Source organism: Kocuria sp. CPCC 205297 (genome assembly GCF_040981035.1).
GTDB lineage: Bacteria > Actinomycetota > Actinomycetes > Actinomycetales > Micrococcaceae > Kocuria > Kocuria marina.
On record NZ_JAVKPY010000023.1, the window covers coordinates 1 to 8,287 of the forward strand.

The following is an 8,287-nucleotide window of genomic DNA, read 5'->3' on the forward strand; positions in this document are numbered from 1 at the left end:
TGACGGCACGGTCTCGACCACCAGGGTGAACGAGGAGCGGTGCCGCTCGATCGTGAGCACGTGGACATCGGACAGGTCGAAGAGCGCGCACGCCGGCGCGCACATAGCATGGGACACATCGAGGCCTTCGAGGACGGTTGGATTCAGCACCCCCATCCTGGAGGCCTCGACCCCTACCCGACCCCCGTGACACGCACCCCGCTTGGGCCCTTACCCACACTCATTTGGGAAGGGCCGGCAAAGCCGCATTCGGGCTACCGGGCATGCTCCCCGGCGAGTACCTCGCCGTCACCGGGCTGCTGATCGTCGCAACGATCCCGGCCGCAGCGATCCAGTCGGCACTGTCGACGTTCCTGCGCTCCTTCGCCGCGCCCGTCGCCGTCGCCATCGTCGCCTCCGGCATCTCCACCGCCGCACTCATGGCAATCGGCAACGCCGCACTCGTATCGCCCTACGCAGTCGCGACCCGAACGGCCCTGCTGGGCACCGGGTCGTTCGTCGACACCGGCTCCATCACCGGCGGCGACGTCACCGCGATCCTCACCGCCAGCATCATCCTCACTGTCCTGATCCTGACGATCACAACCGCGATTCTCGAACGCCGCGACACCCGTATCTGACGCATCTTCCCCCTCCCGAAAGGAGACACAATGTCCAACTCGTATCCGTCCCAGGGAACCCCACCGGTGCAGGTCTACCAGCACAACACCGCCGCGCCCGGCGTCCCCCCGAAGTCGGCAACCGGCAAAGGCGTCGTCTCGATGGTGCTCGCCGCCATCGCGCTGTTCACCGCCCCGCTGCTCCTCCTGATTCCCTATATCGGGTTCCTTCCCGCGCTCATCGCCGGCGCAGGGATCATCGTGGCCTGGGCCGGGCTGCGCGGCGCAACCCATGGCACTGGGCTGGCGGTCACCGGGATCATCGTCTGCGTCGTCGTGTTCGCGATCCTCGCCGGAGTCGCGACTGTGTGGAACCTTGTCGTCGCCGACCCCGCCGTTCGCGACTACGAGGAACTGCACGAAGTCATCGACTACATCAAGAGCCTCATCTTCGGCTCCTGAACAACGCGAAAGTCTGACGAGGTGCGTCCGTGAAGTCGCAATTCCTGGGCTCCATCCTGGTCGGCCTAACCGTCTCGGCGGTGCTGTTCTTGCCCTTGGTGGTGTGGCAGTACCGCCGATACGGCCGCTTCGATGCGCTCCGGATGTTGTGGACGGCCGCCGGCTTCGTCTACGCAAGCGCGATCGTCGCCTTCACCGTCTTCCCGCTCCCGGAGTTCACGCCCGGCTACTGCACCGCGCGGGCCACGACGCCACTGCTGGACCCGCTGCGCTTCCCAAAGGAGCTGATCGACCTCGTTCGCGCTGAGGGCGCCGGCGCGGTGCTGAGCGACTGGCTCGTATGGGAGTTCGCACTCAACATGGTGCTGTTCATCCCGTTCGGGCTCATCGTGCGCCGCGTGTTCGAATGGCCGCGTGGCGTCGTCCTCGCCGCCGCTTTCGGTACTTCCCTGCTGATCGAGTTCACGCAGCTCACCGGCAACTGGGGCCTGGCGCCCTGCTCCTACCGGTTTGCCGACGTCACGGACCTGTTCACCAACACCACCGGCGCGATCATCGGCATCGGGCTGGAGCGGATCACGCCTCGCCTACTCTCCAACAAGGCCCACCTTCTCGCGCAACGCGACCGGGCACGACCCGTGACACGAGGACGGCGGCTGCTCGGGATGCTGCTCGACTCCTGGTACCTCAGCCTCGCCGCCGTCATCGGCGGCACGATCACATCCACTGTCTACGCCATCGGCCACGGTGGCACCGGCCAGGAGCTGACCCCGGCGCAGCTGTTGGAACTGGAAACCTGGATCTTCCACGGCGCCGCCCTCACTGCCCTGGCCACCGTCGTCGTTCCAGCGTTCGTCACCGACGGCGCCTCCCTCGGGCAGCGCAGCGTCTACCTCGCACCTGTTCCGCACAGCACGACCCGCTGGCGACTGCTTGCCCGCGCACTCATCATCCAAGGCACCTCCACCGCCCTCTTGTTCAACGGCTTCCCGTGGGTGCTCTTCATCCCCGTCTTGGCGTTCGTCGCGCTCCTCAGCGTCGTTGCCAGTGCCCGCGGACTGAGCTACGTCGTGACGGGCTGCGGAATCCGCGACGCCCGCACTCTGTTTCCCGATGCTCACGAAATTCAAGCAGCCACGTGAGCGAAACCATGCTGCGCGACTATCAGATGCTGCTCGCTCGCACTCAGACCGTCCACCGACCGGTCGGGCCACTGGCTTACGACTGCGTGAAAGTCATCATCGTCCGCCACGGCAGCGCGGTCTTGTTCAGCGAGTTCGGGCAGAAGCCCGTGCGCCCAGGAGACGTAATCCTGCTCGGCCCGAACGTGCTGTGCGGGTCCGAGCCCGAAGAACACATCACCATCACCACGATCTACGCCGACACCGACTACGTGATTGATCAGGCATTCTGGCAGCACGCCGGCATCCTCCACGACCGGCTCGATGCAATGGGCTTCGCTGAAAAGCTCTACTCCCATCCAGCGCAGATCCTGCGCCTCGGTGAGGACCGGACGGGCATGATGATGGCGTGGCTGGAGGAGATGGTCGCCCTCAGCCTTGACGGGCAGTTCCAGCGACGATTCCATCGGCTGCAGGCACTCTGGTTCGCGATCATGGACGTGGTCACTCCCTATGTCCGCGTCTCCCCGGTGCGGTTGACGCCTTTGCAGCGGGCACGCTCGCGCCTTGTCTTGCCTCGTACTCGGCGGTTCGCACCTTTGCGCCGTGAAGCGCTGCTCGCGCGCGAGGCCCTCCACGAACGCGTCGCGCATCCGTGGACGTTGCGTGAGCTGGCCAAGACCGTGCGACTCTCCCCGCAGCAACTGAGCCGAGTGTTCGCCGACGCATACGGCAAGACGCCGATCGCCTACCTCACCATGCTGCGGGTGCAGGAGATGGCGCGGCTGCTGCGCGAGACTGATCTGCCCGTTGCCGCCACGGGCCGGCAGGTCGGGTGGTCCAGCCGCTCCCGGGCGACCGAAGCGTTCATCGAGCACACCGGGCTCAGCCCGAGCCGCTACCGGGCCATGCGCCCCATAGGCACCGATCACCGGATGTGGACCAACACTCGTACATCGCAGCGGCTACAGACCCATCCCGTTGGTCGATGCACGCGGCGTCTCGATAGTCGTCAGGTCGCTCAGCGCGAATGGATCGACTTGCCGCGTCAGCGTCGAGCGGCGATCGGCTGCCTTGCGCAGTCCATCGACGTAATGCTGCTGATCCTCCAATTGCGCTGCGAGGGCGTCGACTCGCTCGCTCAGATACGCAACCCGATCCTGCAACCGTTCACCCGCGATGCTTGACCCGGCGTTGATGAGTGCACCCCTCCGTAATCCCTCGGGTTGCGTCTCCTCGCTGACTACGAAGAACCAATCCTCCTTGCGGCGCTTTGCGGTGGGTGCCGCTACGGTGGGGTCTGCGAGTTCACTCAGGGCGGCGGTCGCGAACTCGTCGATCCGAGCTAGTTCGGAAGGAACATTGTCTGCGAAGGCATTACTCACGATCTCCGAGACCAAGGAGAGCGTCGCGCGGGTGAGCTGAACCGGGCCGTCAGCGTCGAACTGTCCCGCCAGCGTTCGGCACTGCTCGGCGATGCCGTAATGCGCGTCGATCATTCCTTCGACCTGCGGCGTAATATCGGGAGGATCGGTCTCGCCATGCCCCACCAGCACATGGGAGGCGTGTAGGTCGTCACCGATACGCACCCGATAGTCCTGGTAGCGGCGGATCTCGTGCGCGATCGCGGAGCGCTCAGCGCGATCCAGTGACAGAACTCTCATGCGGCCAGCTCCTCCCTGGTCCCGTCCCCGAGGGACGGGTTCGCATCGGTCAGGTGCGCTGCCGGCGACGCTGGAGCCCAGTCTCAGCTCAGGGTGACGTTGCTCGGGCCTCGCTTGAAAGACGTGTGGCAGATCTGTCGAGGCTCTGCGGCCGTGGGTTAGCTCGGGATTCGTACTGGTCATCATTGATACGGATCTCCGCGTCTTTGGGCAGAGACGGGATATTGAGTCGCTGACCGGCAGCGGGGTCACCTACGCTGGTGGGCATGTTGTTCTACGGCACTGCTTCGCTGCGTCTGCGCAGCCGCTAACAGCGGCGGGCACCCTCCACAGGTTGTTGCTCCCGCCCCCGGTGATCACGGCCGGGCGGCTCTTTCAGCGTGCCCGGCTCCGCAACAACCACGGAGCAAACAGTGCCTACCTATCGAGGTGGCCGTCATGAGCACGGCCAGAACTTCCTGACTGACCCATCCACCATTGCCACGATCACACGGCTCGTGGCTGCCACCGAGGGCCCGATCATCGAGATCGGCCCCGGTGACGGAGCACTCACCACCCCGCTGGCCCAGCTCGGGCGACCGGTGACAGCCGTCGAGATCGACACCAGGCTCGCCCAACGCTTGACCCAACGACTCCCGTCGCACGTGGAGGTCGTCGCCGACGACTTCCTGACCTACCGGCTTCCAGCATCTGCGCATGTGCTCGTCGGCAACCTGCCGTTTCACCAGACCACGGCCATACTGCGCCGCATCCTGCACTCCCCGGCATGGACCGATGCAATCGTGCTCGTGCAATGGGAAGTCGCGCGGCGCAGAGCGGGCGTCGGCGGTGCCACGATGATGACGGCGCAATGGGCGCCTTGGTTCGAGTTCACGCTGCACAGTCGTGTTCCCGCTCGCGCGTTCACCCCGCGTCCGGGAGTCGACGGCGGAATCCTCACCATCCACCGTCGCGAACATCCGCTGCTGTCCCCGACACGGCGACGCCAGTTCCACGCCTTGGTCCACCGCGTCTACACCGGCCCCGGCCGCGGGCTGGCCCAGATCCTCGCGCACACCACCTCACTTGGGTCACCACAGACCGCACAGGCGTGGCTGACACGCCACGGCATCACCGCTGCAGGACTCCCGAAGGACATGCCCGTCGAGGCATGGGCGGACTTGTTCAAGACCACCGGTTCTTCACCGCCTGCACACCGTGCGCAGACGCAGCAGGTGAAGTCGAGGAGGCGCCGTCGATGACCATCGCTGCGCGGCACCAGGCCTGCCGCTACACGTCAACAGCTAGGAGTGCCACGGAGCACCGTTCCGGTGAAACATCCACAGAACTGGCAGCGCGGCTGCTCGCAGAAGCACCTCAACGGGATTGGCGGCTCCGTGACCTTGCCGCGCTGGTTCACCTCTCGGTGTCACAGCTGGGCAGAGCGTTCACACAACGATTCGGGATGCCGCCCATGCGGTACCTGGCTCACATTCGGGCCCATCGGCTGGCTGAGCTCCTGGTCGAGACTGATCTTCCAATCGGCGTCGCCATGACAAAAGTCGGGTGGCGCAGCCGTGGGCATGCCGCACGGCAGTTCACCGACGTCGTCGGGATCAGCCCGTCCGAATATCGGCGCACTGCGATTGGGCGCGCTCTCACGGAGACCAGCCCGTGGCCATCAGCAACGCAGGGCAGCCCAGAATCAAAAGGCCCTCTCACGACAGGAGTGCCGTGATGCCGTCGGAGAGAATCTCGCGTGGGCTGATGTGGTGCGTCGCGTGGAGCCGCGCATAGGTAGGAGCTTGGTCAGGGTCAATGGCGACGCGCTTCTCGTCAGGCGCCATCGGAGCGGTCAGGGAGGCGCCGATCACCAGGTTTGACAGCAGATACGCGGTTCCCAGCGGATCCGGGGTGCCTGCTTGTTCGAGCAGGACGCACATCCGCTCGGAAAGGGCCAGGTACGCGGGCCCCCTGGGTGCGCGCATGCCGATGACCTGACCGGCCCACCGGTGGGTCGTGAGGTGCGCAAAGAAGGCGTGCATCAGGGCGGGCAGGTCGGCGTTGCGGATCGACTCGGACATCACGGGGTCGTCTGCAAGCGCTGTGTCGAGGGCGAGGTCGAACAGATCGTCGACTGATTCGACGCGGGAGTACAGGCTGGCTGGAGCGACACCCACCTGTTGCGCCACCGATCGCAGGGTGAGGGCCCTCAACCCGCCTTCGTCCAGCAGCCTCACCGATGCCCTCGCAACCTCGACGATGTCCACTGCGCGGAGGCGTTGCACAGGTTTGCGGTGTTCCCAGTAGCTCACCCCACCAGCCTAACCAAACATGCTTCAGTTAGCTATCCATTCTATGTTAGGTTTAGCGCATGCTGGATGCCACCACCCTTCCGATCACGTTGGAGAACACTCGACTACGTCCCCTGTACGAGCTGGACGCAGACGCGTATGCGGCCGGCACCAGGGATGAGGCTGTGCGGCGCTTCGGCCACCTGCCCGAGCCCGACTACACCCCCGAGTCCGTGCGACGGATGATCCGCGAAGAAGTTGCGGCGGGTCTGTCGTCGGGCACGTTGGCCGTCCTCGCTCTTGCGGATGCCGAGACGGACCGGTTCGTGGGCTCTTTGGTGCTCTTCGATGTCAGCTCTGAGGCTGCCGAGGTCGGCTTCTGGATTCATCCCGATACGCGGGGGGATGGGCACGCTCGTCGGGGTCTGGAGCTGGCATCGCGTTTCGCACACAGCAGTGGACTTCGAACCTTGACGGCACGCACACTCCCGGAGAACAAGGCCTCCCAGCGATGCTTGACGACCGCAGGGTTCCGTGAGGTCGAGCGATCCGTAGGGACCACGCCCGCAGGACAGCACCAGGAGTTGTTTCATTACAGGCGCGATCTCGTGCCCACCACCCAGTGGCCGTTGGTGACGGAGCGACTCCATCTCCGACCGCATAACGTCGACGATGCCGAATGGCTTTACGAGCTGTACTCGCGACACGACGTTGCCCGCTACCTGTTGGACGAGCCATGGACCGCGGAAGTCACCCGCGAAAAGCTCGCCGAGCGGCTAGCGAAGACCAGCATCGATGGCGAGACTGGTGCGCTTGCGCTGGTCATCGAGCATGGCGGCGTCGCGATCGGAGATGTGGCCCTCTGGCTCACCGATCACGAGCACCGTCAAGGCGAGATCGGGTGGGTTCTCGACCCGGCGCACGGTGGGCAAGGTTTCGCCAGCGAAGCCGTCCGAGCAGTACTCGCCCTCGGGTTTGATCACTACAAGCTCCACCGCGTCACCGCGCAGATGGATGCCCGCAACAGCGCCTCGGCAGCACTCGCTCGTCGTGTCGGGCTCCGGCTCGAAGCACATCACGTCCAGGACTGGTTCAGCAAGGGCGAATGGACCGACACCCTCATCTTCGCGCGACTTGCCTCCGAGAACATGCGCCAATGATCGGGAGTCTGACTTTCATGCTCCCTGTACGCGGCTCCCAAATCTACCGCGCTCTGACGACGTATCGGCATATTGAAAGACTGAGATGACTCAAGATCCCCCTGCGCCGGCCTCGCAGTACACACGGTGGTTCGTGCTCACCGCCGTCTCTCTCGGTTTGCTACTTGCAACGGTCGACACTTCGATTCTCTACGTGGTCGCGCCTCTTCTGACGGACGAGTTGTCGGCGAGCGTAAGTGAGTCACTGTGGATCATCAACATGTACCCCCTAGTCATGACTGGCCTACTGCTGGGCACCGGGACGCTCGGGGATACGTTCGGACACAAGCTGGTGTTCCAGATTGGCATCAGCGCGTTCGGGATAGCTTCACTACTCGCAGCCTTCTCTCCAAACGCGTGGGTGCTGATCGTCGCGCGCGCACTACTCGCGGTGGGTGCAGCACTAATGCTGCCCGCGACACTCGCGATCATCCGATTCACGTTCGAGGACGAGGAGGAGCGCAACGTCGCCATCGCTGTTTGGTCGAGTGTCTCGATCGGTGGCATTGCCTTCGGTCCGCTCATAGGAGGCCTGCTCCTGGAGTGGTTCTGGTGGGGCTCGGTCTTCCTCATCAACGTCCCCTTTGCCCTCGTGACCTTCTTGTTGGCGGCCATGTACGCGCCAGCGGCTCGCGCATCGGCAAGAACGTCCTGGGACTTGCTGTCATCTGTGCTGGCGCTCGTTGGGTTGACTGGCCTAGTCGCAGCGATCAAGCAGGGTGCCGTATCGGCCCCCTCCGGTGCGTTCATTACAGGGGCACTTGCGACGAGTTTCGTCTTCTTCTGGTGGTTCGCACGGCGCCAGCGGAGACTCCCAACACCGCTCCTGGATTTAGTTGAGCCCCTGGGCTGACCCCGTTTTTTAGGTCCGGTGGTTCTGGGAGTCGTCCTGTCGCCCGTGGTTGCGGGCAGGGAGACTGGTCAGATCATGTCGAACAGCAGGAAGCGTCACACCCCGGAGCAGGTCGT

The 8,287-nt window shown here is 64.6% G+C and carries 9 protein-coding genes; 8 read left to right on the plus strand and 1 reads right to left on the minus strand.

What is annotated here, in order from left to right; translation table 11 throughout:
• Window positions 1-263: 263 nt before the first annotated feature.
• The 6 genes from RF650_RS13310 to RF650_RS13335 all read left to right on the plus strand — a co-directional run bounded on the left by RF650_RS13310 (window position 264) and on the right by RF650_RS13335 (window position 5,563).
• On the plus strand, window positions 264-620 hold the full coding sequence (locus RF650_RS13310) for a hypothetical protein (RefSeq protein ID WP_368815150.1): 357 nt from the start codon (window positions 264-266) through the stop codon (window positions 618-620).
• A 30-nt stretch (window positions 621-650) separates the two neighbouring features.
• Window positions 651-1,061: a hypothetical protein gene (locus tag RF650_RS13315; RefSeq protein WP_368815151.1), complete on the plus strand. Its 411-nt coding sequence runs from the start codon at window positions 651-653 to the stop codon at window positions 1,059-1,061.
• Between the two features lie 29 nt (window positions 1,062-1,090).
• Window positions 1,091-2,203: a VanZ family protein gene (locus tag RF650_RS13320; RefSeq protein ID WP_368815152.1), complete on the plus strand. Its 1,113-nt coding sequence runs from the start codon at window positions 1,091-1,093 to the stop codon at window positions 2,201-2,203.
• Window positions 2,200-3,369 (plus strand): helix-turn-helix transcriptional regulator, encoded by a 1,170-nt coding sequence (locus tag RF650_RS13325; RefSeq protein WP_368815153.1) that lies wholly within the window; start codon window positions 2,200-2,202, stop codon window positions 3,367-3,369. Before RF650_RS13320 ends, RF650_RS13325 begins: the two co-directional genes overlap by 4 nt.
• A gap of 890 nt (window positions 3,370-4,259) precedes the next feature.
• Window positions 4,260-5,087 (plus strand): 23S ribosomal RNA methyltransferase Erm, encoded by an 828-nt coding sequence (gene erm, locus RF650_RS13330; RefSeq protein ID WP_368815154.1) that lies wholly within the window; start codon window positions 4,260-4,262, stop codon window positions 5,085-5,087.
• The gene (locus RF650_RS13335; RefSeq protein WP_368815155.1) at window positions 5,084-5,563 is read left to right on the plus strand and encodes a helix-turn-helix transcriptional regulator; all 480 of its coding nucleotides are present in this window, start codon (window positions 5,084-5,086) and stop codon (window positions 5,561-5,563) included. Before erm ends, RF650_RS13335 begins: the two co-directional genes overlap by 4 nt.
• On the opposite strand, the gene RF650_RS13340 is transcribed toward RF650_RS13335, so the two are convergent.
• Entirely contained in the window at window positions 5,544-6,140 is a 597-nt protein-coding gene (locus RF650_RS13340; protein ID WP_368815156.1) for a TetR/AcrR family transcriptional regulator, read from the minus strand. The two genes, RF650_RS13335 and RF650_RS13340, sit on opposite strands and share 20 nt — an antisense overlap.
• 59 nt (window positions 6,141-6,199) lie before the next feature.
• Between RF650_RS13340 and RF650_RS13345 the strand changes: the two genes are divergently transcribed.
• Window positions 6,200-7,279, plus strand: a complete 1,080-nt coding sequence (locus RF650_RS13345) for a GNAT family N-acetyltransferase (protein ID WP_368815157.1) — start codon at window positions 6,200-6,202, stop codon at window positions 7,277-7,279.
• A 133-nt stretch (window positions 7,280-7,412) separates the two neighbouring features.
• Window positions 7,413-8,171: an MFS transporter gene (locus RF650_RS13350; protein ID WP_368815158.1), complete on the plus strand. Its 759-nt coding sequence runs from the start codon at window positions 7,413-7,415 to the stop codon at window positions 8,169-8,171.
• Window positions 8,172-8,287: the final 116 nt, after the last annotated feature.

What these genes read in the sequence shown, in the direction of transcription:
- RF650_RS13310 (WP_368815150.1), top strand. Translation starts at nt 264, where the DNA reads ATGCTCCCCGGCGAGTACCTCGCCGTCACCGGGCTGCTGATCGTCGCA.
- RF650_RS13315 (WP_368815151.1), top strand. Translation starts at nt 651, where the DNA reads ATGTCCAACTCGTATCCGTCCCAGGGAACCCCACCGGTGCAGGTCTAC.
- RF650_RS13335 (WP_368815155.1), top strand. Translation starts at nt 5,084, where the DNA reads ATGACCATCGCTGCGCGGCACCAGGCCTGCCGCTACACGTCAACAGCT.
- RF650_RS13345 (WP_368815157.1), top strand. Translation starts at nt 6,200, where the DNA reads ATGCTGGATGCCACCACCCTTCCGATCACGTTGGAGAACACTCGACTA.